This is a genomic window from Mesorhizobium sp. GW821-FHT07A06 (assembly GCF_059419085.1).
In genome coordinates this window covers 97,398-122,640 of record NZ_JBWKRC010000007.1, presented here as the reverse complement: position 1 = coordinate 122,640, position 25,243 = coordinate 97,398, and the positions used below count along the sequence as shown (strand labels likewise).

Here is a 25,243-nt window from a genome sequence, read left to right as displayed (position 1 = left end):
GTTCGAAAGGTCAGCCAACCATGCCACAATTCGACGTCAGCTCGATCGGCTTCTACGTCCTGGATATCCTGGGGCGGCCGGTGTCGCGCATCCCCGAGGGCGGCCGCGCCGACTATATCGAGGAGATCCGCATGACTGTCGCCGGTACGGCAGGCGCGACCGGCATGGACTGCGCCATCCTCGGGTTGAAGACGCGGGCCGTCACCACGCTCGGCACCGACGACATGGGCGATTGGTTCCTGGCCAAGCTGAAGAAATATGGCCTGGAGTGTGGCCTGGTGCGCCGCGACGGCAGCGTCCAGACCTCCTCCACCATTCTGCCGGTACGGCCAAATGGCGAGCGTCCGGCATTGCATGTGCCGGGGACGGCTGCCGTTTTCGAGGTCGCGGACGCCGATCTCGACGCCGCCCTTGACGCCACGGTCGTCCATGTCGGCGGCACCGGGCTGTTGAAGCGTTTTGATGGCGTGCCGACGGTCAAGCTGTTGAAGCGCGCCAAGGAACTTGGCCGCATCACGACCTTCGATCTGATCCAGGCGACGCCGGAAACCTGGAAGCTGGTTGAGCCGTGCCTGCCCTATATCGACTATTTCGTGCCGAGCATCGACGAGGCGGGCGAGATGGCGCACGACCGGGATCCGGCTCGCGTTGCCGCCTTCTTCAAGTCGAGGGGCGTGAAGAACTGCATCCTGACACTCGGCGCCGATGGCGTGCATGTCTCGCCGCAGCATGGCGAGGATTTCCACCTGCCGGCCTTCGACGTCGAGGTCTTCGACACCACGGGCTGCGGTGACTCCTTCACCGCCGGCATCATCGTCGGCATCGTCAAGGGCTGGGAACTCAAACAGTCTGCCCGCTTCGCAACCGCCGTCGCCGCCAAGGTGGCGATGGGGCTCGGCTCCGACGGCAAACTCGTTTCATTCGACGACACGATCGTGGCGATGAATTCGCTCCCGGTCAGGACATCAAAGGTGCAAGCAGCATGACCATTCTTCCTGAGGCCAAGGGCAAGACGGCTCTCGTCACCGGCGCCAGCCGCGGTATCGGCAGGGCGCTCGCCAAGGGGCTGGCCGAGGCGGGCTTCGACGTCGCCGTCACCGACCTGCCGTCGCAGGCCGCGGAGCTTGCCGTCACCAAGGCCGAGATCGAGGCGGCGGGCCGCAGGGCCTATGTCTACACAATGGATGTCAGCAAGAAGCGCGAGATCGAAGCGACGGCGCAGGCGCTGCTTGCGGAGGCTGGTAGCATCGACGTACTGGTCAACAATGCCGGCATCCTGAAGCCAAGCCTGCTACAGGATTTGGACGAAGCCAATTGGGACGCGCATTTCGATGTCAACGCCAAGGGCGTGCTGATGATGTGCCAGGCCGTGCTGCCGCATATGCGCGCCAGGAAATCGGGCAGGGTGATCAACATAGCCTCGATCGCCGGCCGCCAGGGGGTGCCGACGCAAGGCCATTACGCGGCGACGAAATCGGTGGTGATCACGCTGACCCGCGTGCTGGCGCAGGAAGTCGGCATGGACGGCGTTACCGTCAACGCCATCTGCCCCGGCATCATCCTGACCGAGATGGGCAAGAACAATCTCGGCAGCGAAGCGGCGATCCACCATTGGGAAGATGTCGCGGCGCTGAAGCGCCTCGGCGCGCCTGAGGACGTCGTCGGGCCGGTGCTGTTCTTCGCCTCGGACCTGTCGGCTTTCGTCACCGGCCAGTCGCTCAACGTCGACGGCGGTATCTACTACCATTGACGATCCGCCGCGTGGCTTGCGCAATCGCCATGGCTTGAAGATGTTGATGGAGTGCTGGAGGCATCCGTCCGCTTCCAGTCCCGGCCACTCCAAAAACGGACAGTCCCCTTCAGGCCCCAAAACGGACGTCAGCCGGTTCTACAGTCGGCCATCGACTGGGGTTCCTGGAAGCTTTTCGAACTTTCTGGGTCGCGTTCCAGCCCGAATTGCGACTTTCGTAATTTCTCGCGCGCCTTGCAAAATGCTTCCGTTGTCATGTGCTATTTCCGCCCAGCGCGCCCAGAGCCGCTCGGCCGAGAACGGGCTTTTATCTTGTCCAGTACCCGCCGCGATCTCTTTCGACGAGGCCGAGGCGGCCCGGTCACACCGAATCGAATGAGCCGTTCGCGATCGAGAGTCACGATGCTGCATTTGCCGAGATGTCTTTGGAGCATAGCGGGGGCCGCGGTCTTGGAGCGGCGAGGGGACTTGCCTACATCGCACATGTCGTCGATATGGAGGTCGATGAGTTCGCCGAATGTTTTCAGGCGCGCTATACGGGGCTTGGTCGGCGTCTCACCGCGATCGACTTGGCGCTCGGTTTCGGTGACCCAGCGCGAGGCGTCGTCTCGGCGCAGGAAGGTCTCGCTGACGTAGCGACCTTTGCGACGGACTTGGACGCGCCAGGAACCGGATGAGAGCTTCGTGTGTGAAGGTGGCCATTTTTTCGTGTGCGCTCTGTGTGCGCTGAGAGATCGAAACGTGGCGAAAAGGGTCGTATTCTGGCGTAAATTCGCGTGCACTCGGCAGATACTAACGATTTGATATTAAAGAAAAATGCTGAAAAATCAAAATAATAGAGTGGCCGTGGCCCCAATGATGGATGGGGCAGATCGTCCATAAAAATCAGATAGTTACGGAAGATCGTGTGCAAAAATCGCACACGAAGGTTCTGCTTCTCTTCTTTTTTCGTTCCCACGAATGAGCCGCCCACAGCTCTATTGGAGCTCTTTTCGCCGACGATATTGACCGTTCCCTCTCGGACGTTCGCTGCAATATCCGTGCCCCTTATTGTCCGATGCGACGTCTAATTTGCCTGGGCTTCCTGGAAGCCTTTCGAACTTTTTGGGTAGTGTCCCGGTCCGAGCTACATGCGCTAAGGGAGAAATCGGATATCGCAATCGGCTTTAGGAAAAATTTGACGAGACATCGCGGCATGGAACCAACATTGTCTGCGTCGCCCCAGAAGGTCCACGTACGAATCCGACGGGGTGGAGTTAATGGTCATATGAGGGTCTGTTCGGTTTGGCTGGTGGAGCGTTATCTGCACAATAGAATTCTGCACATGGTTTCCGTACACAAAACCATTCTCTGATCGCTATCCGGCCCAACCCACGGCGATGTCCGGAAAACGGTCGTTTAGCGGACATGCGGTGGATCCGCCTGCGTTGATGCGCAGGGCATTTCTGGTCGACGGGCTTTGGCGGCGGCCGTCAGAGATTCCGCTTGCTCCTCCAGCGGATAGATGTCGTAGGTTCATCAAACGAGGATGGTGAAGCATGAAGTGTCGGACGCTGTGCAAGGCTTGGCGGGCAATCGAGGCGGCGCGATGAACCCCGCATTGGCCGACATGTCGTGGTTCCTCTACACGATCATTCCGGTGATCGCCGCGGTAGCGGGGGCTACGGTTGCCGCATACCGACGCCCCGGCCCTGTCCTGGTCAGTGCCATCCAGCACTTTGCCGCCGGCGTGGTCTTCGCGGCGGCGGCCGGCGAGATCTTGCCGGACCTGAAGCACGCCGGTTCGCTTTGGCCTATCGCCTTGGGAGGTGCGGCCGGTATCGCCCTGATGCTCGGTCTGAAACGGCTGGAAGAGCGCGTCGGCGGGGCCACCGGCCTGATCGCTCTGGTCGGCATCGATATCCTGATTGATGGCCTGGTTCTTGGCATCGGGTTTGCCGCAGGCGCCAAGGTTGGCCTACTTCTCACCATAGCCCTCACGATAGAGATCATGTTTCTCAGCCTTACGGTCGCAGCGGAAATCGGTGAGACCGAGCGCTCTCGTTGGCAAATCATCCTGCTTACCGGGGCCTTGGCACTGTTGCTGCCTATTGGAGCGTTGATCGCCGTGCCGATTGCCGGCCTCCCCACCCCAATCCTGACCGGCTTTTTTGCGTTCGGGCTTATCGCGCTGCTCTACTTGGTCACGGAGGAGCTCCTAGTCGAGGCCCACGAAATCCCGGATCGGCCGTGGGTTACCGCGATGTTCTTCGTCGGCTTCCTGGCGTTGCTTCTCCTGGAAGAGGCAATCGGCTAGCGGACGGCCTTTCGGTCCTGCAGTGGTCACCCCGCCCGAGGATCCGGCTCTAGGCTAGCCGGCCGTGGTTGTGTGTATGGTCGGCCAACGTCTCGATGACCCTGCAATCGCATATCTGGCCTTTGGCACAGCCGTCGACCATGCGCTGTAACTCCGTGCGCAGGGCGGTCAGACTGGCGATACGCCGCTCGACTTCCACGAGCCGCGCCTTGGCGGTTTCGTCGGCCGCGGCACAGGATTGATCTGGGGTGTCTTGCAACGCCAGCAAGGTGCGGATGGCCTCGACTTCAAAGCCCAGTTCGCGGGCGTGCCGGATGAATGCCAGGCGCCTCAGATCGGCGTCGCCATACAGGCGACGCTGGCTCTCGGACCGGCTTGGCGCCGACAGGAGTCCAATTTGCTCATAGTAGCGGATGGTGGGAATTTTCACGCCGCTATAGCGAGCCGCTTCACCGATCGTCACATCGCCTGGCATTTTGTGCTTGCTCCTCTAGTCACTATAGATTGTACCTCCCTCTGCGGGACGTCAAGCATTTTGGAGGAGTCATGACCCCGCTGCAGAAAGTGATTTTTGTGACCGGGGCTGCCGCCGCAATTGCGCTGGGCAGCACGGTGAGCGTCCTGGTCTTGGAGCGGGCATTTCCCGGCTATCCCAGCCTGACCATTGCCGGACCCTTGCTTTGCGCCGGTTCCGCCCTGATTTTTTGCAGATGGTACTACGGCAGGCTGTGAGTGAAGCTTTTCCCATCATGCGGGGAGCTTTTCCCAACATGCGGAGTTACTAACGCAATTGGGGCAGGGGAGGCGTCATGGGCACGAAATCAAGCAAGTCGGTCGTTGGGCCGTTAAAGCCACGGCTGCTCGGGGTCCTTGGTCCCGGCCTTATTACCGGTGCGTCTGACGATGATCCGAGCGGCATCGCCACCTATTCTCAGGCTGGCGCCCAGTTCGGGTTCGGCCTGACTTGGACAATGCTGTTCAGCTATCCGCTGATGTCCGTGGTACAGGAAATCAGCGCGCGCATCGGCCGCACCACCGGGCGCGGAATCGCCGGCAACATGCGCGAGTATTACCCCAACTGGCTGCTGCAGTCGGTCGTCGTGCTGCTGCTCATCGCCAACACCATCAACATCGGCGCCGATCTTGGTGCCATGGGCGATGCCCTGAAACTCATTGTCGGGGGACCCGCGCTTGTCTATGTCATCCTGTTTGGCGCCGTTTCCGTCGCGCTGCAGGTGTTCCTGAAATATAGCCGTTACGTCTCCATACTGAAGTGGTTGACCCTGGCGCTGTTCGCCTATTTCGGTACGGTCCTGTTCGTGCATGTGCCGTGGGGCGAGGTCGCCCAAGGCCTGTTCATTCCGAAATTCAAGCTTGATGCATCGTTCTGGACAGCGGTGGTCGCCATTTTCGGCACCACCATTAGCCCCTACCTTTTCTTTTGGCAGGCCTCTCAGGAGGTCGAAGACCAGAAGGCCAAGCCCAAGCGCGAGCCGTTGAAAAAGGCGCCGGAGCAAGCGCAGAATGCCATCGAGCGCATCCGCCTTGACACCTATGTCGGCATGGCATTTTCCAACATCGTCGCCCTCGCGATCATGATCACGGCTGGCGCCACCCTCCACGCCAAGGGCATTACCGATATCGAGTCCACCAGCCAGGCGGCCGAAGCCCTCCGGCCGGTCGCCGGAGTATTCGCGTTCGCCATTTTCGCCCTCGGTGTCATCGGGACGGGACTGCTCGCCATCCCGGTCCTTGCCGGTTCGGCAGGCTACGCGCTCGGCGAGGCGCGGAAGTGGCCCGTCGGCCTAGAACGAAAGCCGCTCGCAGCCAAGGCGTTTTATGCGACGATTGCCCTCGCAACCATCATTGGCGTGTGCCTCAATTTCACACCGATAAACCCGTTCAAAGCGCTCTACTGGAGCGCCGTGATCAACGGCGTCGTTGCGGTGCCGGTCATGGCGGTGATGATGCTGATGACGGCGCGAAGCGACGTCATGGGCGAGGTGACTGTTCCTCTGGTCATGCGTATCATTGGCTGGATTGCCACAGCCGTGATGGCAGCAGCGGCACTGGTAATGATTGTCCAACTGTTCATGTAGCTGCACGCAAGGGAGCCTGAGGATGCGAGTTTCGACACTAGGTCCAGTGGGACTTTGTCTGCTGTGCGCACTCGTCGCCACGCCGGCGTCGGCAGATGTGAAGCTGGATGTCACCAACTCGATCTATGAGCTGCGGGGCCGCTTAGCCCGTTTTTTGTTCTTGCTCCTCTAGCGGCTAGAGAGTGTAACGTGCTTCCAACTAAAGGAGCACTCATCATGGCAACATCCGAGGAGAAGACCCGTTATCGCGTCGGGGGAATGGACTGCGCCAGCTGCGCGTCCAAAATCGACACGGCCGTGCGCCGCATCCCGGGCGTCGAAGATGTTAGCGTCTCGGTCACGGCGGGGACCATGACCGTCGACCACAAGCCGGATAGCGATCTCGCGGCAATTGAAAAGAAAGTCACCGGCCTCGGCTACACGGTGGCCCAGCTCAAGGGCAGGGGGGTCGCGGCAGCAAAGGTAGCCGCGCCTGTAACGGCTCACGACAGCGATGACCATGACCAAGACCATGCTGGCCATGATCACGCGGACCATGATCACGATCACGCCGGCCACGACCGCGGCAGCGAGGATCACCATGACCACGACGAGGGCGTTGAGGGCCTGCACGGGCACGATCACGCCCCGACCTCGGGGCCATGGTGGAAGAGCCCGAAAGGCCGGCTGACCATCGCCAGCGGTGCGGCGCTGGTCGTTGCGTTTGCCATTCACTTTGCGTGGCCCCCGTCCGGAGTATGGATCTTTATCGCGGCGATGCTGGTTGGCTTGGTGCCGATCGCCAAGCGGGCCGTCATGGCCGCGCTTGCGGGCATTCCGTTCACTATCGAAATGCTCATGACCATCGCCGCCGTCGGCGCCGTCATCATCGGCGCCGGCGAGGAAGCGGCGACCGTGGTGTTCCTGTTCCTGGTCGGCGAACTGCTCGAAGGGGTAGCCGCCGGGAAGGCGCGCTCGAGCATTCAAGCACTCACCACGCTGGTCCCTAAAACGGCCTTCATTGAGGAAGGCGGCAAGACCCGCGAGGTTCCGGCCGAAAGCCTTGAGGTCGGGGCAATGATCCTCGTCCGGCCGGGTGACCGGATTCCGGCGGATGGCGAGATTACCGAAGGCGAAAGCGCGATCGACGAATCCCCCGTCTCGGGCGAAAGCGTGCCGGTGCGCAAAGGTGTTGCCGACAAGGTCTTCGCGGGCACCATCAATGGCGACGCGGTCCTTCGCATCAAGGTGACGGCCGCAGCCGCTGACAACACCATCGCCCGCGTCGTCAAGCTGGTCGAGGAGGCGCAGGAGAGCAAGGCGCCGACCGAACGCTTCATCGACCGGTTTTCGCGCTGGTACACGCCCGGTGTGGTCGTGGTGGCAGCGCTTGTCGCCGTCGTGCCGCCGCTGCTTCTTGGCGGGGCGTGGAACGAATGGATCTACAAAGGCCTTGCGCTGTTGCTGATCGGCTGCCCCTGCGCCCTGGTGATTTCGGTGCCTGCGGCGATCGCCGCTTCACTCTCGGCCGGTGCCAAGCGGGGCTTGTTGATGAAGGGTGGGGCGGTACTCGAGGGCCTCGGCAAGATTACCGCCGTGGCGCTCGACAAGACCGGCACGCTCACTCTAGGCAAGCCGCAGGTGACGGATGTCATATCGTTCGGCCGTCCTGAGGCTGACGTGCTGCGCCTGGCTGCCGCCCTCGAGACAGGGTCGAGCCATCCGCTGGCCATCGCCATCCTCGCGAAGGCGGGCGCCGACAAGGTCAACGTCCCGGCTGCGTCGAAGGCACAGGCTCTCGGCGGCAAGGGTGTCAAGGCGACCGTGGAAGGCGATGAGGTGTTTCTGGCGTCGCCGCAGGCGGCCAATGAAGCGGCCAAGCTCTCGGCTGAGCAGTCGGCTAAGATTGCGGCGCTCAATGACCAGGGCAAGACCGTTTCCATCGTGCTGGTCGGCAACAAGGTGGCCGGCGCCATCGCCATGCGTGATGAACCGCGTCCGGACGCTTTGGCGGGCCTCAAGGCTCTGACGGATGCCGGCATCAAAACCGTCATGCTGACAGGTGACAACAAGCGGACGGCGGCAGCGATCGGCAAGCAGCTCGGCATCGAGGTCCGCGCCGAGTTACTGCCCGAAGACAAGCAGCGTATTGTCGGTGAACTGAAAGGGCAGGGGATGGTCGTGGCCAAGGTCGGCGATGGCATCAATGACGCGCCAGCGCTGGCGGCGGCCGACGTTGGCATTGCCATGGGCGGCGGCACCGATGTCGCCCTCGAGACCGCCGACGCCGCGGTGTTACATGGCCGTGTCGGCGATGTTGCCGCGATGATAGCCCTCTCGAAAGCGACGATGGCCAACATCAAGCAGAACATCACCATGGCGCTCGGACTCAAGGCGGTGTTCCTCGTCACCACCGTAATCGGCCTGACAGGGCTATGGCCGGCAATCATGGCTGATACCGGCGCAACCGTCCTGGTGACCGCCAACGCCATGCGACTGCTGAGATGGAAGGGAGCTCCTTAACAGGGGGCCGGATCTTACGCCCCCGAACATTTTCCCGACACAGCTTTGATGGTAAATGTCGGAACGGATTATTGGGACTGCAGAGAGGTGCGCTCATGAAATTGCCACGCGTGGGGGCGTCCCCGGACCTTCTGACGGGATCGCCATTGCCAGCCTCGAAAGCTCCTGTTCTCACGCTCTCGCTGGAGAAGCCCGGGACCGCACCACCCAAGCTGAGCCTTTCCCTGAACAAAGGCGCACGCTTCACGGTGCGGGTCGAGTGGCAATGTGACGCCGACCATGCCGATGACGTTGACGTGCATGCGCTCGAGGCGCGCCGGATCGGCACGGAAGTCAAGGTTACTGAGCTGACCAACGTGCTTTCGACCTACAATACGACGCGCATGAACCCAAAGGGTGGCGCATTGGCGTCCAATACAGATGGGTCGTTCGAGACGCCGGGCGGCGGACTGCGCCATAGCGGTGACAAACGTGTCCAGAACAACAGCGAGACCGTCATTATCGATGGCTCGCGACTGCCGGTTGGCGTCACCGAAATTCCGATTTTCGTCACGATTCACGAGGCCGACCACGGCAGCGGGCACGAAGGTGGCAGCGAGGATGAAGCGGAAGAAGAGGCCGCTTTTGGCGACATCGACGTGTGCACGATCACATTGTCCGACCACGATGGCCAAGAGTTGGGCGTCTACCGCCTGTCGGACGAGTTCAAGGAGTTCAACGTGGTCCAACTGGGCAGCGTGGCGCTCGGTCCGGAGGGCTGGGAATATGTTGCGGCCGGCCGCGGCTTCAATGGCACTTTCAACGACGTGCTGGCGCGGTTCTCCTAAGCCGCCTTTAAGCAAAGCAACAAACAATCCGGAACGGAGTCGCCATGTCGCTGCAACTCGACCTCCATAAATCTGCGGAGACACTACGCCTGTCTCTGGACAAGGCCGGTGTCAACCCGGGGATCAAAGCGGAACTGATTTTCGACATGGACGTATCGGGCTCTTTCGAGCACGAGCATGAGGAAGGCACCACCAGCAAGCTTATCGCACGCCTGGTGCCGTATGGGATGGTCCTTGATCCTGATGGCCGGATGGACGTGTTTACGTTCAGCCACGGCGAGCGCAGCGTCCATCATGTCGGCACGGTGACGCCGGATGACTGTGAAAACTACATCGTCCGCAACGTCATCGACAAAGTCCCCGGCTGGAAGGGCGGCACGACATACAGCTACGCGCTTGAGCGCAACTTGCAGCATTTCGGCTGGCTGCCGGCGCCGGCAACGGGCGGTTTTTTCAGCCGTTTCTTCGGCGTGGACCGGGAGGCGCCGGCCGCTGACAAGAAGCGCTCCATCGTCATTTTCGTCACCGATGGTGAAAACGAAGAGGCCGACGAAGCGCGGACGATTCGCATTCTCGAGGCCTCGGAACGGCGCGGCGACCAAGTCTATTTCCTGTTCATGGGCGCCTGCGAGCACAGTGTCGACTTCAAGTTCCTCAACCGGATCGCGAAGCGCTTCAACAACACCGGCGTCGTCATCGTGCGGGACCTCGACGGATTTGTAGAACTTTCCGACGACGAGCTTAACGCACGTCTGCTCGGCCCTGAACTGCTCGCGTGGCTCCGCACCTGAACCTGCGACCGTTTCAACTATCAGCCGTGGTGTTGGAACAGAATGCTCCCATGGGAATTGATCCAGACAAACCACGGAGATCCCAATGGACCACACAAATCACGTGCGCCTTACCGGCGCGGAACTCACGCCCGACCTCCTGGACGGCGCAGCAATCTACGGGCCTGATGATGAGAAGATCGGCTCCGTCAACCATGTACATGGCTCGGGAGCCGCAGCACGGGTCATTATCGACGTCGGCGGGTTCCTCGGTATCGGCGCAAAGCCCGTCGCGGTGGCGGCGAGCGAGCTCGATTTCATGCGGGACGAGGATGGTGACATCCATGCCTCGACCAGTTGGACCAAAGACCAGCTCAAGGCGATGCCCGAGCACAAGGATTAAGGTCGTACGGAGGGTGTCCGCCCTGCGGGCGCCCTCCTGTAAGTTTAAGCATGTCCTGGCCAAAACGGCAATTAGGGGGTAGCCCGGCGTTCTTCGCGCGCAGCTTCCCACACTTCCCGTGCTGCGTCGGCATTCAAGGCTGCAATCCCTAAGCCCACCACTAGGTCTGGCCATGCTGAGCGCCACACCAATGCCGTCACCAGCCCGGCAGCAATGATGGCGACATTGGCGAAAGCGTCATTCCGGGCCGACAGGAACGCCGCCTTGGTGAGGCTGCCGCTGTGGTGGCGGTAGGCTGCGAGCATGTAGGCACAAGTGAGATTAACTACGAGCGCACCGAGACCCGTCAGCGTCAGAGCAAGGGCTTGTGGCGGCACCGGCGAGTTGAACTTTTCCCATGCCGTCCAAAGGGTCGCCAAGCCGGGCACAAGCAAGATGAGCGCCAGCGCCATGCCGACCCGCGAGCGGGCGCGCATGGACCAGCCCAGCGAGAGCAGAATGAGGAGGTTCACCGAGGCATCCTCCAGAAAGTCGATGCTATCGGCGAAGAGCGACACTGAGCCGATGGCGAGCGCCACGGTGAATTCAATGCCGAAATAACCGAGATTGAGAATCGCTACGAGCAGGACGACGCGGCGGAGAGCGCTGTGAGATTCCATGTCTAACCGTCTCACGGTTTTGCCTATCCGGCCAGCCACCGGTTAGGCAGCCGGAAGCGGTTGGCATCATTCTTTGGCACGAGGCAGCGAAATTCCTGACATCGACACAAAGTCGAGGCCGCTGGTGGCGTCGCAATTTAACATAATGGGTATTATGCGGTCTAAGTCTTTGACTGCGTTGGGTTTTCAAGATCAGATCGACCACCCCAGGTTAACTGGTTTGATTTGACGAAGCTAGTGCCGCTTCCGAACCTTGGCCTGTCTTCAGCGAGCCTCTAACCGCGTTATGCATCTCCGACAGACTACACGGCTTGGGGATCCAGATTCCTTTGAAAAACACATCGTCATGATGTCCGGAATCGCTGATGCTTGCCGAATGTACGACAAATGGGATCTTGCGGTCAAAAAGTAGTTCAGCGACAGGCGTACAAGCCCCGTCACGAAGTTCAATATCCAGGACAACCACATCAGGAGAATTGCTTTCCAGCCACTCCAGCGCGTCAGTGCAGGCTGAAAATATGCCTGCAACATTGAAACCTGCCTGGTGCAATTGATCTTCAACATCGACCGCGATCAGGGCCTCATCTTCCAAAATCACAACCGTTGCGGCCCGTTGATCAACCATAGTGTCCTCCCACTTCGAAAATAGCAGAACCCTTCATATATGTTCCCGGAATGCGGTCAGTGTGCGTGAGTGTCTATAATGGAAGAGCCAATAACCCCTGTCGAGTCTCGCGGCTGAAATCGGCGCCCCTAGGTGTCAATTGGGGGTGTACCGAAGGCAGGATCTTCACGGTTTGATAAAACTGCATGGGCACGGGCAAACCCGACTTCGCGCAGACGGCCCACTGTTGGCAGGCGCAAAAAATAGTGAGATTGGATCGGCATATCCGTGCGAGTGGCACGGCGGGTTGGTCGCCACTAGGATTTATCCGAGCAATTCATTGCAGCGTCAAAGTCGAATGGCAAACTACCGCGATAGCTCGATGAGAATTCAGGGAGGAATTCTGAATGGCTTTTCAACATGTCACGGTGGAAAGAGCCGCCAAGGCTAATTGGCTGTCTCGCGGCAAGTCTCGCTTTGTGTCTGTCGCGCAAGCGATCCGGGCCATTCGAACGCTTATCCCGGCTTGCAGGGCAACGGATCGTGAATTGGAAGTCCTCCTCGCAGCTGCATGCGCGGTGCATGGAGTCCCGGTCGCGTTCGACGCTGCAACGGTCGACGCCAACCAACCGCGACTTCAATCATAGAGGCCAAGATGTGCAGAACGCCTGCTATATGAGAAGTTCGCCGATAATTTCATAGCATTAGTTCCATAACTAAACTTCTACTGTTTTTAAGGGGTGTTGACCAGGTTGTCTTTTCGACCTTTCCGCGTTGAACCTGCTCTGATTTTGCGAGCTGGTGGAAAAATTGGCGGTCTGGATTCGTGGTGTTGTGACTTTGATCGGAGCCCGTATCCGGGCGTTCGACGCGGAAGAGCACTACCGCCTTTAAGCATTTCGTCAGTTGAGGCCTTGCCCGAGTAGCCCCAAACATAGGCGCCGGAAGTAGCAACCACGAAAAGTGAAAGGGCAATCTGTTTCATCGGAGGCTGCACCCACATTGAATCCCGCGCCGGCGGATCGGCTTGACGGCAGTTTGTGGACAATGTCTCACGAGGCGGCTGACAATTGGCTGTCAGCACCCACGGCTTCAGCGCGCCTCCACACACACGGCCGAATAGTCCTCCAGCTTGAGCAGCGGTGACGAGGGATGGGCAAGGCTATGCGCTGAGCACGAACACGACGCCGTAGTGATAAGGCGGGAGATCGACCAAGCGACGGAACCCGAACCCGACGCGCTCGACAACGGCCTGTATGGCTTCGGGTGGCATGCGCATATCTGTTTTGGGCCCTCTAGGCTGACCGAGTACGGTCGTCTGTTCTCGCGGCAGCTGGTGCCAGTTGACGACAGCAAACAGCCCGTGCGGCTTGAGTGTCTTGGCAACCGCCCGGACAAGGCCAGCCTGGTCAGGCACTCCATGAAAGGTATTGGCAATCAACACAAAATCGACCTGCTCGGGAATCAGCTGCTCAATGTCGCGGGCATCGGCGGTGATCCATTTCAGCACCGACACGCCTTGGCGCGACGCTTCTAACCGGGCCAGTTCAATCATATGCGGGTCGAGATCGAGCGCATAAACACACCCGCCGACAATCTTCGCAAGCGGTGCGGTGAAATAGCCGTCTCCACAGCAAAGATCGAGCACCGTCATACCCGGGCTAACACCCAAGGACAGCAAAAGGCTTGCGGGGTCGGGCCATAAAGCCGCCCACCAGTCGCGATCGGGCATCGATGTCGCGGGAAAAATTGCGCTCATGAAAGCATGACTAAAACGTCGGCACACCGAAGGCCACGTCAGCGGTCGACCATCAAGCAATATTTATTGCTACCTCCGTGGTCGTGGCTGCGGTCGCCAGGTCGGCCAACACTTCGGTCACCCCGCATTCCAACTCGTTCCCGACGAATTCGAGGCAAGGCTAATCCTGACTGCAAAGGGCGGAGAACAGGTGCTGCCGTTCAAGATGGTCGAACCGGAAGGCCACCATCATTGACAATTGACGGCCCGCTCGCCCTATCACGGCGTGCCGCAGTGCATCGCAGGAAGACCGCCTTGGCGGGTCTGAAGGCGCTGAGGACTCTGGCATCAAGACCGTCATGCTGACAGGTGATAACAAGCGCACGGCGGCCGCGATCGGCAAGCAGCTGGGTATCGAGGTCCGCGCCGAACTGCTGCCAGAGGATAAACAGCGCATTATCGGCGAGCTGAAAGGGCAGGGGCTCACCGTCGCCAAGGTCGGCGACGGCATCAACGATGCGCCAGCGCTCGCCGCGGCCGACGTTGGCATTGCCATGGCGGCGGCACAGATGTCGCGCTGGAAACCGCCGATGCGGCGGTGTTGCACGGTCGGGTGGGTGACATCGCGGCGATGATCGCCCTTTCAAAAGCTACGATGGCCAATATCAAACAGAACGTCACAATGGCCCTCGGGCTAAGGGCGGTGTTCCTGGTGACAACCGTGCTCGGCATTACCGGCCTGTGGCCGGCCATCATGGCGGATACTGGGGTCACGGTGCTCGTAACGGCCAACGCCATGCGACTGTTGCGTTGGAAAGGTGCTTCCTAACAGGCGGCGGCAATGGCTCGCGTCACTGCACCATGCCTTCTCCTGCCAGATCATCGGTGATCTGGCTGTCCGCCCGCTCATCGCCGTGGCAATGCTCGACCAGGTGATGAAGCAGACAGCGCAATCCGACCAGTTCCGCGATCTTCCTGTCGATCTCCATCAGCTTGTCTGTCCAGGTTGGGGTTAGAGGCCGAGATCATCGTATGGCGGATGGCCTTGGCCGGCAGGCCTGATTGTTCCGACGCCAGGGATTCTTGCTTGACGCTCGTGCAGCCTACCGTCGTTGAACTGCTCCGGCTTCCAGCAGGCTGTCTGATTTAGATCAATGCAGGAGGTTGGGTTTAACGCGTATTGTCACTGACAGTCGTTTTCGCAATTCGCGTCTCCCTTGGAGTAGGTTGATGGACTGGACAGGCGACAGGGTCTGATCGGTGAAAGAAGGCTCAAGGCCACTGGAACCGATCGTATCGGCCTCCGTTCAGATATTGGGGTACGCGTGCGTCGACGCCAGATTAAAAACCAAAGCGCAGCCGTCGGCCTCGTTGGGTACAGATCGGAGACCCACATCATGACAATTAGCAACCTCGAAGTCGGTGATTTATTTTCAATCCTTGGCGCTCAAGGGATTGAGAAACAGCTGATGCACCTCGCCGGTGTTCGCCGTGCGTCGGTCAACCCTGTTTCGGGGACGACGACGGTCGATTTCGATCCGGCGAAAACTGATTTGATGGCCATCCAGGCGGCGATCAACGACTGCGGCTATCATTGTGCCGGGCAGGCTGTCCCCAATCACCTGTGCGAGGATCGTCCGGTCTCAGAAAACGCTATCGAGCACAAAGCAAAGCCCGTCGATGCGCACGCCGGAATGGCCATGCCGGTGACGAAATCGGTCAGTAAGGCGGACGCTAAAGCCGGGCACAAGCATCACAGCGGCGCGCAGACCGACGTCATGGCAAACGAAATGGGCCACGGCGCTGGGATGGACATGCAGGCAATGGTCCGCGACATGCGCATCCGGTTCTGGATTGCCCTGGTTTTCAGCCTGCCTATTTTCCTGTTCTCGCCGATGGGCATCGACTACATTAAGGTGCCGCCTCCCTTCGGCTTGCGCCTCGACCTGGTTCTATTCGCCTTCGCCAGCCTGGCGATCCTTTATCCGGTCTGGCCCTTCGTCGTTGCCGCGTATCGATCGATCAGGAGCGGTGTCGCCAACATGGCGGTGCTCATCGTCCTCAGTGTCGGCACTGGATATTTCTTCAGCGTTGGATCGACGTTTTTCTATGGCGGGGAACAGTTTTACGAGGCGTCGGCAATCCTCCTCGTTTTCATCCTGCTCGGCCACTGGCTCGAAATGCGCGCCAGGGCGGGTGCGTCAGAAGCCATACGTGCACTGATGGATTTGGCGCCGCCAATGGCCAAAGTGCTGCGTGACGGAAAGGAAATCGAGGTCTCAACCGCTGACGTTGCAGTGAACGATACCGTCGTCATCAGGCCTGGAAACAAGATTCCAGTCGACGGCACAATCCTTGAAGGCTCATCGCAGGTTGACGAATCGATGCTCACCGGAGAGTCCATGCCGGTCGCCAAGAAGGCCGGTGACCATGTCATCGGCGCGACGATCAACAAGAGCGGCTCGTTCAAATACACGGCAACAAAAGTTGGCGCGGACACGGCACTGGCCCAGATCGTGAAGCTGGTTCAGGAGGCCCAGAATTCAAAGGCGCCGTCTCAGCTGCTAGCGGATCGCGCGGCGCAATGGCTGGTTTATACCGCAGTCATCGTTGGCTTGCTGACGTTTGCGGTCTGGTATTGGTTCCTCGGACAAACCTTGCTGTTCGCGTTGACGCTGACGATCACTGTTTTTGTCATCGCATGCCCTGACGCACTCGGCCTTGCTACGCCAATGGCGATCATGGTTGGCACCGGACTGGGCGCGATGAATGGCATCCTGTTCAAGAACGCGGCGGCACTTGAGGAGGCAACCAAGCTCAACATCATCATTTTCGACAAGACCGGCACACTGACCATGGGCAAGCCGGAGGTTGTGGATCTGATCATGGCCGCTGGTACATCGGAGGAGCAATTGCTGTCGAATGCCGCTGCCGTGGAGGCAGGATCAGAACATCCCCTGGCGCAGGCCATCCTCCACCGTGCCGAGAAGATCACAGCACCCAAAGCAAGCGATTTCAAAAACATCGAGGGCAAAGGTGCGCAGGCGAAGATCAATGGCAAGCTCGCGCTGCTTGGCAATAAGCTCCTCATGAGTGACAACAAGATCGATCTTGGTGTGCTCGCCGCGAAGGCCGAAGAACTGCAGGGTGCAGGGCGAACGGTTGTTCATCTCGCTTTGGACGGTAAGCTTGCGGGTCTGATCGCCATAGCTGACGCGGTGCGGCCAACGGCGATCGACGCGATCAGGGCAATTCGCGCTCGCGGCGTCGAGGTTGCCATGCTCACCGGAGACAACAAGGGCACTGCAGAACGCATCGCCAAGGGACTGGGAATTAGCGTTGTCTTCGCCGACGTGCTGCCGGGCGACAAGGCAAGCAAGGTCAAGGAGCTTCAGAGTCAGGGCAAAAAGGTCGGCATGGTCGGGGACGGCGTGAATGACGCTCCGGCTCTCGTGCAGGCCGACGTAGGGTTTGCGATCGGAGCTGGTACCGATGTCGCAATGGAAAGTGCTGACATTGTCCTCATGAAAAGCGACCCATTCGATGTGGTGGGTGCGATCGAACTGTCTCGCGCGACCCTGGGCAAGATGCACCAGAACCTCTGGTGGGCGGTGGGCTACAATGTCATCGCCTTCCCGCTGGCCGCCGGTGTCCTATATCCGTTCCTGCTCGGCCCCAGCATAGCTGCGATTGCAATGTCGGGCAGCTCGGCTCTTGTCGCAATCAACGCTCTCATGTTGAAGCGCACCAAGCTGACCGGCATTCGCCGCCAAAGCGCTACAGCTGCGCCGGTTCCCGCTGCGCTCCCGATCCTTCCGGTTCCTGCAGTATGAACAACGCCGCGAATCCTTCCGGAGTCCCGCGCGCCACGATGGCGGTACTGATGCTGGCAGTCTTTACCGTCTCCATGGGATTCGGGATCGTGCTGCCGCTTTTGCCGTTCTTGATCGAACGCCTGCTCGGGGCAGGTGCCGACGCGGCGCAGGTATCGCGAGCAACCGGGCTTTTGACCGCAATTTACACGTTGGCCCTGTTTGTGTTTGCGCCCGTTTGGGGGCGCATGTCCGATCTGTTCGGCCGCCGCGTTATTCTGTTGTCGGGTCTTGTCGGGTTCGGCGCCACCATGTTGGTGTTTTCAGGCATAGAGAACCTCCTGGGTCTCTATGCCGAGCGGTTTTTGAGCGGTCTGTTTGCCGCAGCGGTGACGCCCGTTGCTCTTGCGGTGATTGCCGACCTGGCGGTGGACGAGGAAGCCCGCGCGCGACGCCTCACCTTTGTCAGCCTGGCAGGAATCAGCGGCTTTCTTTCCGGCCCCATGATCGGGGTGCTCTTGGCCGGCGAAACAACCAGTTCTCCGGCAACTTCTAGCAGTGCCGGATCGCTTGCCATTCCGCTCGCGGCAACAGCGGTTCTAGCTCTCCTTGCCGCGGCGGCCGCAGGCCTCATAGTTCCGGGTCCGAAGCGGGGAGCAGCCATTCAACAGCACGAGCATCACCTGGGAAAGACACACCAGTGGCTTGTGGTGAGGCTGCTTGCTTTGGCGTTTGTGGTTTCTGCCGGCGTCGGAGTGTTCGAAGTGGGACTGGCGCTGCGCGGCAAGCAGGAACTCGGCCTCACGCGCACCCAGATTGCCATGATGTTTACAGAATGCAGTCTGGTCATGATCATTGTCCAGGCGATAGTGTTCTCGCCCTGGATTAAACCTGAGACCACGCGCTGGCTCATCGCACCCGCCTTGGCAGTTCTTTCTGCTGCGCTGTTCCTCATACCCTTTGCCTATGATTTCCGGTTGATGCTGGCGGGCGTAGGTACGGTTGCTGCGAGCGCCGGCATTCTCTCGCCGATCCTGACCTTCTGGATTTCCAGCAAGGCCGGCACGGCACAGGGAGCGGCGTTCGGTACCCAGACAGCGGCTGCAAGTCTCGGCGGTGCCGTCGGGGCGGCGGCCGGCGGGCTCCTGTTCGACGTTGCCTTTCTGCCGAACGCATCGTTCAAGCTGATGGCTTTATTGGTCGCGTTTGGTTTCCTCCTGAGCCTTGGTCTGTCGAACCTGCTTGCGCGCCGCAAAAAACCAGATCGACCCGTCCCCGTCGCAATTCATGCGCCATCCGCTGGAAGCCAATCACAGGCAAGATCGTGAATCCTCTCGCTAGTCATGAAGATCTAGCGACGTTGCAGCGAGAGACATTCGATTATTTCGTTCATGAAGCGAACCAAGCTAACGGCCTCGTTCTTGATAAGACAGCAGAGAACTGGCCGGCAAGCATTGCCGCCACAGGCCTTGCGTTGGCCTGCTATCCCGTCGGTGTCGAGCGTGGGTTCATGAGCCGGAGCGCTGCCATGGAACGCACCTTGGCCACGCTGCGCTTCTTCTGGAACAGCCCACAGGGGCCGGAACCGGACGCAACAGGGTATCGCGGCTTCTACTATCACTTCCTGGATATCAAAACCGGCCGCCGCGCCTGGCGTTGCGAGCTGTCGACGGTCGATAGCGCCTTCCTGTTCGCAGGCGCCTTGGCAGCTGCGGCTTATTTCGTTGCCGACGTAGCCGGCGAGCGGGAAATCCGCGTGCTTGCCGACGCACTCTATCGTCGCGCTGACTGGCAGTGGGCGCAAAACCAGGGAGAGACGGTGACGCACGGCTGGAAACCGGAGAGCGGGTTTCTCGAGTATCGATGGGAGGGGTACGATGAGGCTCTGCTGCTCTATATCCTGGGTCTTGGCTCTCCCACGCACCCGCTTCCGGAAAGCAGCTACACCGCCTGGACGTCCAGCTATCGATGGGAGAGTTGCTACGGCTATGAGTTCCTCTACGCAGGCCCTTTGTTTACGCATCAGCTTTCCCATGTCTGGATTGACTTTCGGGGCCTGCAGGATTCCTTCATGCGCAGTAAGGGAAGCGACTATTTCGAGAACAGTCGGCGCGCCACCTACGTCCAGCAGCGATACGCTATTGAAAACCCGCGTGGGTTCGACGGGTATGGGGAACACTGCTGGGGGATTACCGCAAGTGAGGGACCTGGCCCTGCCACGTTCAAGCTGAAAGGCATTCAGCGAGAGTTCGAAGACTATGTGGGACGCGGCGTGCCCTACGGGCCTGATGACGGCACCCTCGCGCCTTGGGCAGTCGTCGCCTCCTTGCCGTTCGCTCCCGAAATCGTCCTCCAGGCGATCGACTTCTGCATCCATCAAGCCAAGTTGAAGGCCTTCAACAAATACGGTTTCAAGGCGGCCTTCAATCCAACCCATCCGGGCGAGCCCGGCAATCCCTACGGCTGGTGGGTGTCGCCTTGGCACTTTGGGCTCAACCAAGGACCCATCGTACTGATGATCGAGAACCATCGCAGCGGCTTGTTGTGGCAATTGATGCGCTCGTGTCCACACATCCGCAGCGGCCTGCAACGGGCAGGGTTCGAAGGCGGCTGGCTGATATAGATCGCAAGCCCGCCACTACTGGAAAGTGGCGCCCGGAAGAGACCTGCTCTCGAACCAGAAGACTACGAGGCTCAGCGCCCAGACCAGAGCGCATGCAAGCAGGGCCCATTTGAAGTCGGAGTTGATCATGAAGTTGACGATCGACATCAGCCCGATGGATGACGCTCCTCCGACCAAAACCCCGATCACTGCGACAGGGTGACGTGCGCGGAACGCCGTCGCTGCCAGCGTAATCAGGAGCACACCGGTCGCGAGCGCGTATCCGCCCAGCACCGTGAAAACGTGAGTGAGCCACGTCGCGAGACGCGGTCCAATGGTTTCGACTTCTGCTGCCGACAGGCCTATGTAGCGCACATCCTCAGGCAGCAATGACGGGCGCAAGAAGATGAAATAGACCCCGATACCGGCGATTATCGTTCCCGCCGCAGTGAGAAGTACCGATGAGGTTGGCCATAAGTTAACTAAAAACTTCACGGGTGAACCTCCGGGGAAAACCTGTCGGCTTCCTGCAACAACAGCGCTGATGACTGGGCTCCAAGCACCCCCCGCCATAAGCCCAACGATACCAGAGCCTATAGCGCCGCAGAGACCTCGCTAGGGTTCATCGTTACCAAATTGACCCGCACCGGTGTGGGTGGGTCAGCGCGAATGGCGTGCTTTTAAGTTATACAATTTACCTATTGCTGCTTTGACGCAAATCAACACCAGAACGAGTGGAGCACCTTAGGTTGGCAAACAATCTTCGGCGGACGATGAGATGTTTCGCTCAGTGCCTGTCTAGTGGTCGGAGCGACAAAAACTGGAATTGAATCGATGGTAACACTGCCGCTTTCGACCGAGGCAAGCGTCAGGATAGGGGCTCCAGTAGAAACGATCTTCGCCCACCTCGACGACCACAGGCATCTGGGCGCTCACATGAGCAAGTCCTCATTTATGATGCTCGGTTCGACGATAAGCTACGAGTTCGATGCGGCTGAGGCTCGTTCGGTGGGCGCTACGTTCGGCTTCCATGGAAAAATAATGGGGATCCCAATGTCGGTGGGACAAGTGATTGCGATCCGGACACCTCCCAGATTGAAGGTCTGGGAAACTGTCGGCGTGCCAAATCTCTGGGTGATCGGGCATTATCGAATGGGCTTTGAGATAATGCCGCAGGCTGGAGACTCACTGCTTCGAGTCTTTATCGACTATACGCTACCGGAAGCGCCGCCAGCCCGCTGGCTCGGCTCGATCTCGGCCAATGCCTACGCGCGTTGGTGCACCAGCCGGATGGCGAATGACGCAGCCGGCTATTTCCAGAAAACCGAGGCTGTCGCGGTGCCCGAACGCTCGAGCACTAGAAAGTCAGCCGAGCAATGACGGACCGAATGGCGCGCGAATGCGTTGGTGTCCATTCACTACGACTCGACAAGCAGAGGCGCGTCGCCATCCGGCGGCATTTGCAAACAACGCAACGGAGCTGACATGACTGAGCACGCGAGAGTAGCAGTCCCCGGTGGGCGGCTGTCCGAAAGCCAGTTGCGCGATATCGATGCCTATTGGCGCGCCGCCAACTATCTGACGATCGGCCAGATCTACCTGCTCGACAATCCGCTGCTGCGCGAGCCCTTGCGGCTGGAGCACGTCAAGCCGCGCCTGCTCGGCCACTGGGGAACTTCGCCGGGCCTGAGCTTTATCTACGCCCATCTCAATCGCGCGATCCGGCTTCGGGATGCCGATGTGATCTATGTCTGCGGCCCCGGCCACGGCGGCCCGGCAATGGTGGCGAACACTTACCTGGAGGGCACCTATACCGAGATCAATCCGGATATAACAATGGATGAGCAGGGAATGCGAAAGCTGTTCCGGCAGTTCTCGTTTCCAGGCGGAATCCCGAGCCATGCCGCGCCCGACGTGCCGGGTTCGATCAATGAGGGCGGCGAACTGGGCTACGCGCTTTCTCATGCCTACGGCGCGGCCTTCGACAACCCAGACCTTGTCGTCGCTTGCGTTGTCGGCGATGGCGAGGCCGAAACCGGACCACTGGCTGCGGCGTGGCACTCCAACAAATTCCTCAATCCGGCGCGCGACGGCGCGGTTCTACCGATCCTGCATTTGAACGGCTACAAGATCGCCAATCCGACGATTCTGGGCCGCATTCCCGAAGATGAATTGCGCGCGCTGTTTATCGGCTACGGGTATGAACCGCTGTTCGTCGAGGGGCACGAGCCGGCACTTATGCATCAACGAATGGCGGCCGTGCTCGACAATGCGCTCGACCGCATCCGGGACATTCAGCACGCCGCGCGCAATGGTTCAGCGGCGCCGACTTCGCGACCGAAATGGCCGATGATCGTGCTTCGAAGCCCCAAAGGCTGGACCGGACCGAAGGAGGTCGACGGGCTGAAGACCGAGGGCTTCTGGCGTTCGCATCAGGTTCCCTTGTCGGGTCTTGCTGAAAATCCGGCGCATCTGAAGCTGCTCGAGGAGTGGCTGAAAAGCTATCGGCCCGAGGAGCTGTTCGACGCCGCTGGTGCTCTGGTCCCTTCGATCCGCGACACCGCGCCCCAAGCCACACGGCGCATGAGCGCTAACCCGCATGCCAATGGCGGCCTGCTGCGCCGGTCTCTCGATCTGCCCGGATTGCATGACCATGCGGTAGCCATTACCCGGCCCGGCGCCGTCAAGGCCGAGTCTACCCGTGTGATGGGGACCTTCCTGCGAGACGTCATGCAGTTGAACCAGGCCACGAAGAACTTCCGCATCGTTGGACCCGACGAAACTGCCTCGAACCGGCTTCAAGACGTGTTCGAAGTGACGGAGCGGGCCTGGATGGAAAAGATCCTGCCCGAAGACATTCATCTCGGCCGTGACGGCAGGGTCATGGAAATCCTCTCCGAGCACACCTGCCAGGGCTGGCTCGAAGGCTACCTGCTGACCGGGCGGCATGGTCTGTTCTCCTGCTACGAGGCGTTCATCCACATCGTCGATTCCATGTTCAACCAGCATGCGAAATGGCTGGATGCCTGCCGCGACATTCCATGGCGTCGTCCGATTGCGTCGCTGAACTATCTCTTGTCGAGCCATGTCTGGCATCAGGAACACAATGGGTTCAGTCATCAGGATCCGGGTTTCATCGACGTCGCCCTCAACAAGAAGGCAGACATTGTGCGCGTCTATCTGCCGCCGGATGCCAACACCTTGCTTTGTGTCACCGACCATGTGCTGCAGACCTGGAACCGGATCAATGTCATCGTCGCCGGCAAGCCGCCGTCATGGCAGTGGCTGTCGATGGATAAGGCGATCGTCCACTGCAGGGCAGGCATCGGTATCTGGGACTGGGCGTCGACGGACGCTGGCGTCGAGCCGGACGTCGTCATGGCTTGCGCCGGCGATGTTCCGACGCTCGAAACGCTGGCCGCTGTCCAGATCCTCAGGCACCATGCTCCAGAGCTCAGGATCAGAGTGGTCAACATCGTGGACCTGATGACGCTTCAGCCGAAGGAGCATCACCCGCACGGCCTGTCGGATCGAGATTTCGACGCGTTGTTCACCATCGGCAAACCCGTCATCTTCGCCTATCATGGTTATCCCTGGACCGTTCACCGCCTGACCTATCGGCGCACCAATCACGACAACATCCATGTTCGTGGCTTTAACGAGGAAGGCACGACCACGACGCCCTTCGACATGACGGTTTTGAACGGCCTCGACCGGTTCCACCTCGTCCAAAGCGTGCTTGATCGGGTTCCGGAGCTCAAGAGCGTACGGGTTGGGCTGAAGCAGGAGATGGACAGCAAGCTGCTTGAGCATCGAGCCTATATTCGCGCCCATGGCCAGGACATGCCGGAAATACTCGACTGGAAGTGGGGGCAGGATCCGGATGCGGAGACCACCCGTTCGGGTTGAGCCGATGCCCATTATTCCGGAACTCGCCGCGACAGCAAATCGGACGCCCCATGACTGACGCCATCCTCGTTCTGAACGGCGGTTCCTCGAGCCTGAAATTCGCTGTCTTTGAGGGACGTGATGAACTTCCCCTGCTGCTGCGCGGCAATATCGCCTCGCTCGGGCAACATCCGCAGCTGCGTGTGGAGGCCGCGACGGGATGGCCTGAAATAGACAGGAGCTTGAGCGGCGGACCGATCGATATCGGGGAGGCATTCGCGACAGTCGCCTCTTTGCTTGCCGATCGCGATCTACTGCGCCGCATCGGCTGGGTCGGGCACAGGATCGTCCATGGCGGCCATGATTTTACGGAAGCCACGCGGCTTGACGCGCGCGCGATAGAGGCACTGCGCCTGCTGGAACCGCTGGCTCCTATCCATCAGCGGATCAACCTCGAAATTGTCACACTGGCAGCCGGCCTCCTGCCGCAGGCCCTTCAGGTCGGATGCTTCGACACGGCATTCCATTCGGCCCGACCAGGGATTGCCAAAATCTATGGCCTGCCGCGTGCGATGACCGAGGCGGGGATCGTGTCCTATGGCTTTCACGGGTTGTCGTACAGCCACATTGCATCGCGGCTGCGGGCCCGTTATGGCGCCGGCGCCGGCGGCCGCGCCATTGTTGCTCATCTCGGCAGCGGTGCCAGTCTGTGCGCCATGAATGCCGGAAAAAGTGTTGCCACGACGATGGGATTTTCGACATTGGACGGCCTTGTCATGAGCACGCGTAGCGGCGCGCTCGATCCGGGGATCATTCTCTATCTCCTGCAGGAGAAGAACCTCTCGGCCGACGAATTGGTCACGCTTTTGTATGACCAATCCGGTCTGCTCGGTGTATCGGGAATGTCCGGTGACATGCGAACGCTGATCGGCTCGGACGATCCCTCCGCCGCCGCCGCCATCGACCTTTTCGTCTATCGCATCGGGCGCGAGATCGGATCGCTGGCCGCCGCTCTCGGAGGTCTGGACACGCTGGTGTTCACGGCAGGAATCGGCGAAAACGCGCCACCGATCCGGGAGAAGATTGGCGCCGCGGCCGGCTGGCTTGGCGCTGGCATAGACCACGAGCTCAATCGCAAGGGCGAGGAGCTCGTCAGCCTCGCCGGTTCCGGCGTCGACGTGCTTGTCATTCCCACGGATGAGGAGAGAGCCGTCGGCAGCCAATTGCTCGCATCGTCCTCGTCGACAAGGGCGAGACCCCGCATGATGCTGCCATCGGCGAGGAGACGCTGAC

The 25,243-nt window shown here is 60.1% G+C and carries 21 protein-coding genes and 1 pseudogene; 16 read left to right on the top strand and 6 right to left on the bottom strand.

Annotation, left to right across the window (positions count from 1 at the left end):
• Positions 1–20 precede the first annotated feature (20 nt).
• The 3 genes from AC07SZ_RS22480 (at position 21) to AC07SZ_RS22470 (ending at position 4,046) form a co-directional block, all read left to right on the top strand.
• On the top strand, positions 21–986 hold the full coding sequence (locus AC07SZ_RS22480; RefSeq protein WP_494915920.1) for a carbohydrate kinase family protein: 966 nt from the start codon (positions 21–23) through the stop codon (positions 984–986).
• Positions 983–1,750, top strand: a complete 768-nt coding sequence (locus AC07SZ_RS22475; protein WP_494915918.1) for an SDR family NAD(P)-dependent oxidoreductase — start codon at positions 983–985, stop codon at positions 1,748–1,750. The genes AC07SZ_RS22480 and AC07SZ_RS22475 overlap by 4 nt, the downstream gene beginning before the upstream one ends.
• A gap of 1,609 nt (positions 1,751–3,359) precedes the next feature.
• On the top strand, positions 3,360–4,046 hold the full coding sequence (locus tag AC07SZ_RS22470) for a ZIP family metal transporter (protein ID WP_494916090.1): 687 nt from the start codon (positions 3,360–3,362) through the stop codon (positions 4,044–4,046).
• A gap of 49 nt (positions 4,047–4,095) precedes the next feature.
• On the opposite strand, the gene AC07SZ_RS22465 is transcribed toward AC07SZ_RS22470, so the two are convergent.
• Complete coding sequence (locus tag AC07SZ_RS22465; RefSeq protein ID WP_494915917.1) at positions 4,096–4,521, bottom strand: MerR family transcriptional regulator; 426 nt, start codon at positions 4,519–4,521, stop codon at positions 4,096–4,098.
• Between the two features lie 71 nt (positions 4,522–4,592).
• Between AC07SZ_RS22465 and AC07SZ_RS22460 the strand changes: the two genes are divergently transcribed.
• The 6 genes from AC07SZ_RS22460 (at position 4,593) to AC07SZ_RS22435 (ending at position 10,647) form a co-directional block, all read left to right on the top strand.
• Entirely contained in the window at positions 4,593–4,778 is a 186-nt protein-coding gene (locus AC07SZ_RS22460) for a hypothetical protein (RefSeq protein ID WP_494915916.1), read from the top strand.
• Between the two features lie 77 nt (positions 4,779–4,855).
• Entirely contained in the window at positions 4,856–6,145 is a 1,290-nt protein-coding gene (locus tag AC07SZ_RS22455; RefSeq protein ID WP_494915914.1) for an NRAMP family divalent metal transporter, read from the top strand.
• Positions 6,146–6,361: 216 nt separating this feature from the next.
• The gene (locus AC07SZ_RS22450; protein ID WP_494915912.1) at positions 6,362–8,647 is read left to right on the top strand and encodes a heavy metal translocating P-type ATPase; all 2,286 of its coding nucleotides are present in this window, start codon (positions 6,362–6,364) and stop codon (positions 8,645–8,647) included.
• Positions 8,648–8,742: 95 nt separating this feature from the next.
• Complete coding sequence (locus AC07SZ_RS22445) at positions 8,743–9,474, top strand: TerD family protein (RefSeq protein WP_494915911.1); 732 nt, start codon at positions 8,743–8,745, stop codon at positions 9,472–9,474.
• A gap of 44 nt (positions 9,475–9,518) precedes the next feature.
• Complete coding sequence (locus tag AC07SZ_RS22440) at positions 9,519–10,265, top strand: VWA domain-containing protein (RefSeq protein WP_494915909.1); 747 nt, start codon at positions 9,519–9,521, stop codon at positions 10,263–10,265.
• Positions 10,266–10,350: 85 nt separating this feature from the next.
• Positions 10,351–10,647, top strand: coding sequence for a PRC-barrel domain containing protein (locus AC07SZ_RS22435; protein ID WP_494915907.1), 297 nt, complete (start codon positions 10,351–10,353; stop codon positions 10,645–10,647).
• 71 nt (positions 10,648–10,718) lie between these two features.
• Here AC07SZ_RS22435 and AC07SZ_RS22430 read toward each other — a convergent pair whose 3' ends face one another.
• From AC07SZ_RS22430 to AC07SZ_RS22420, 3 genes are all read right to left on the bottom strand, one after another.
• Positions 10,719–11,306 carry a cation efflux transmembrane domain-containing protein gene (locus tag AC07SZ_RS22430; RefSeq protein ID WP_494915905.1) on the bottom strand — a complete coding sequence of 196 codons (588 nt, stop codon included), beginning with the start codon at positions 11,304–11,306 and terminating at the stop codon, positions 10,719–10,721.
• A 211-nt stretch (positions 11,307–11,517) separates the two neighbouring features.
• Complete coding sequence (locus tag AC07SZ_RS22425; RefSeq protein WP_494915903.1) at positions 11,518–11,931, bottom strand: response regulator; 414 nt, start codon at positions 11,929–11,931, stop codon at positions 11,518–11,520.
• A 1,141-nt stretch (positions 11,932–13,072) separates the two neighbouring features.
• Positions 13,073–13,669 carry a class I SAM-dependent methyltransferase gene (locus tag AC07SZ_RS22420; protein WP_494915901.1) on the bottom strand — a complete coding sequence of 199 codons (597 nt, stop codon included), beginning with the start codon at positions 13,667–13,669 and terminating at the stop codon, positions 13,073–13,075.
• 288 nt (positions 13,670–13,957) lie between these two features.
• Between AC07SZ_RS22420 and AC07SZ_RS22415 the strand changes: the two are divergent.
• Positions 13,958–14,477: pseudogene (locus AC07SZ_RS22415) on the top strand (HAD-IC family P-type ATPase); the annotation flags it as partial.
• 22 nt (positions 14,478–14,499) lie between these two features.
• On the opposite strand, the gene AC07SZ_RS22410 reads toward AC07SZ_RS22415, so the two are convergent.
• Entirely contained in the window at positions 14,500–14,637 is a 138-nt protein-coding gene (locus AC07SZ_RS22410) for a hypothetical protein (protein WP_494915899.1), read from the bottom strand.
• A gap of 408 nt (positions 14,638–15,045) precedes the next feature.
• Here AC07SZ_RS22410 and AC07SZ_RS22405 point away from each other — a divergent pair, with 408 nt between their 5' ends.
• The 3 genes from AC07SZ_RS22405 to AC07SZ_RS22395 are packed head-to-tail and all read left to right on the top strand — an operon-like array spanning position 15,046 to position 20,083.
• Complete coding sequence (locus tag AC07SZ_RS22405; RefSeq protein WP_494915897.1) at positions 15,046–17,481, top strand: heavy metal translocating P-type ATPase; 2,436 nt, start codon at positions 15,046–15,048, stop codon at positions 17,479–17,481.
• Complete coding sequence (locus AC07SZ_RS22400) at positions 17,478–18,788, top strand: MFS transporter (protein ID WP_494915896.1); 1,311 nt, start codon at positions 17,478–17,480, stop codon at positions 18,786–18,788. Before AC07SZ_RS22405 ends, AC07SZ_RS22400 begins: the two co-directional genes overlap by 4 nt.
• Positions 18,785–20,083, top strand: a complete 1,299-nt coding sequence (locus AC07SZ_RS22395; protein WP_494915895.1) for a glucoamylase family protein — start codon at positions 18,785–18,787, stop codon at positions 20,081–20,083. The genes AC07SZ_RS22400 and AC07SZ_RS22395 overlap by 4 nt, the downstream gene beginning before the upstream one ends.
• Before the next feature lie 15 nt (positions 20,084–20,098).
• Here the strand turns inward: AC07SZ_RS22395 and AC07SZ_RS22390 are convergent, their stop codons facing one another.
• Entirely contained in the window at positions 20,099–20,557 is a 459-nt protein-coding gene (locus AC07SZ_RS22390; RefSeq protein WP_494915894.1) for a hypothetical protein, read from the bottom strand.
• A 339-nt stretch (positions 20,558–20,896) separates the two neighbouring features.
• Here AC07SZ_RS22390 and AC07SZ_RS22385 point away from each other — a divergent pair, with 339 nt between their 5' ends.
• From AC07SZ_RS22385 to AC07SZ_RS22375, 3 genes are all read left to right on the top strand, one after another.
• Complete coding sequence (locus AC07SZ_RS22385; RefSeq protein WP_494915892.1) at positions 20,897–21,442, top strand: SRPBCC family protein; 546 nt, start codon at positions 20,897–20,899, stop codon at positions 21,440–21,442.
• A 105-nt stretch (positions 21,443–21,547) separates the two neighbouring features.
• On the top strand, positions 21,548–23,971 hold the full coding sequence (locus tag AC07SZ_RS22380; RefSeq protein ID WP_494915891.1) for a phosphoketolase family protein: 2,424 nt from the start codon (positions 21,548–21,550) through the stop codon (positions 23,969–23,971).
• 50 nt (positions 23,972–24,021) lie between these two features.
• Positions 24,022–25,242: an acetate/propionate family kinase gene (locus tag AC07SZ_RS22375; RefSeq protein ID WP_494915890.1), complete on the top strand. Its 1,221-nt coding sequence runs from the start codon at positions 24,022–24,024 to the stop codon at positions 25,240–25,242.
• The last annotated feature ends 1 nt before the right edge of the window (position 25,243 follow it).

Coding starts and splice junctions, on each gene's coding strand:
- AC07SZ_RS22405 (WP_494915897.1), top strand. CDS start 15,046: ATGACAATTAGCAACCTCGAAGTCGGTGATTTATTTTCAATCCTTGGC.
- AC07SZ_RS22425 (WP_494915903.1), bottom strand. CDS start 11,931: ATGGTTGATCAACGGGCCGCAACGGTTGTGATTTTGGAAGATGAGGCC.
- AC07SZ_RS22480 (WP_494915920.1), top strand. CDS start 21: ATGCCACAATTCGACGTCAGCTCGATCGGCTTCTACGTCCTGGATATC.
- AC07SZ_RS22410 (WP_494915899.1), bottom strand. CDS start 14,637: ATGGAGATCGACAGGAAGATCGCGGAACTGGTCGGATTGCGCTGTCTG.
- AC07SZ_RS22420 (WP_494915901.1), bottom strand. CDS start 13,669: ATGAGCGCAATTTTTCCCGCGACATCGATGCCCGATCGCGACTGGTGG.
- AC07SZ_RS22465 (WP_494915917.1), bottom strand. CDS start 4,521: ATGCCAGGCGATGTGACGATCGGTGAAGCGGCTCGCTATAGCGGCGTG.
- AC07SZ_RS22400 (WP_494915896.1), top strand. CDS start 17,478: ATGAACAACGCCGCGAATCCTTCCGGAGTCCCGCGCGCCACGATGGCG.
- AC07SZ_RS22435 (WP_494915907.1), top strand. CDS start 10,351: ATGGACCACACAAATCACGTGCGCCTTACCGGCGCGGAACTCACGCCC.
- AC07SZ_RS22460 (WP_494915916.1), top strand. CDS start 4,593: ATGACCCCGCTGCAGAAAGTGATTTTTGTGACCGGGGCTGCCGCCGCA.
- AC07SZ_RS22470 (WP_494916090.1), top strand. CDS start 3,360: ATGTCGTGGTTCCTCTACACGATCATTCCGGTGATCGCCGCGGTAGCG.
- AC07SZ_RS22445 (WP_494915911.1), top strand. CDS start 8,743: ATGAAATTGCCACGCGTGGGGGCGTCCCCGGACCTTCTGACGGGATCG.
- AC07SZ_RS22380 (WP_494915891.1), top strand. CDS start 21,548: ATGACTGAGCACGCGAGAGTAGCAGTCCCCGGTGGGCGGCTGTCCGAA.
- AC07SZ_RS22385 (WP_494915892.1), top strand. CDS start 20,897: ATGGTAACACTGCCGCTTTCGACCGAGGCAAGCGTCAGGATAGGGGCT.
- AC07SZ_RS22375 (WP_494915890.1), top strand. CDS start 24,022: ATGACTGACGCCATCCTCGTTCTGAACGGCGGTTCCTCGAGCCTGAAA.
- AC07SZ_RS22440 (WP_494915909.1), top strand. CDS start 9,519: ATGTCGCTGCAACTCGACCTCCATAAATCTGCGGAGACACTACGCCTG.
- AC07SZ_RS22430 (WP_494915905.1), bottom strand. CDS start 11,306: ATGGAATCTCACAGCGCTCTCCGCCGCGTCGTCCTGCTCGTAGCGATT.
- AC07SZ_RS22455 (WP_494915914.1), top strand. CDS start 4,856: ATGGGCACGAAATCAAGCAAGTCGGTCGTTGGGCCGTTAAAGCCACGG.
- AC07SZ_RS22475 (WP_494915918.1), top strand. CDS start 983: ATGACCATTCTTCCTGAGGCCAAGGGCAAGACGGCTCTCGTCACCGGC.
- AC07SZ_RS22450 (WP_494915912.1), top strand. CDS start 6,362: ATGGCAACATCCGAGGAGAAGACCCGTTATCGCGTCGGGGGAATGGAC.